Source organism: Anoxybacillus sp. LAT27, assembly GCF_022030075.1.
Lineage (GTDB): Bacteria > Bacillota > Bacilli > Bacillales > Anoxybacillaceae > Anoxybacillus > Anoxybacillus kestanbolensis.
In genome coordinates this window covers 1-222 of sequence record NZ_JAIWYK010000419.1, presented here as the reverse complement: position 1 = coordinate 222, position 222 = coordinate 1, and the positions used below count along the sequence as shown (strand labels likewise).

The 222-nt window shown below is 58.6% G+C and carries 1 protein-coding gene; it reads left to right on the top strand.

Annotated features, from left to right (window positions below):
* Positions 1-222 (top strand): DUF5698 domain-containing protein (locus LD028_RS10035; RefSeq protein WP_237811729.1); only part of this gene is annotated, 222 nt, incomplete at both ends.

The window sequence follows — 222 nt, the reverse complement described above, 5'->3', positions numbered from 1 at the left end:
TGGAAATCGGCATCTATTTCGTCGGATTCAAGCTGGTGCTGGACAACCTGGACCGTCCGCTTCACTTGCTGGCGTATTGCCTGAGTTACGGGGCCGGGGTCCTGATTGGGGTCAGGATCGAGGAGCGGCTGGCCATCGGTTACATCACCGTCAACGTGGTGACTCCATCCCTGGATTCCCCCTTGCCGCAGCGTTTGCGGGAAAAGGGATACGGGGTAACCA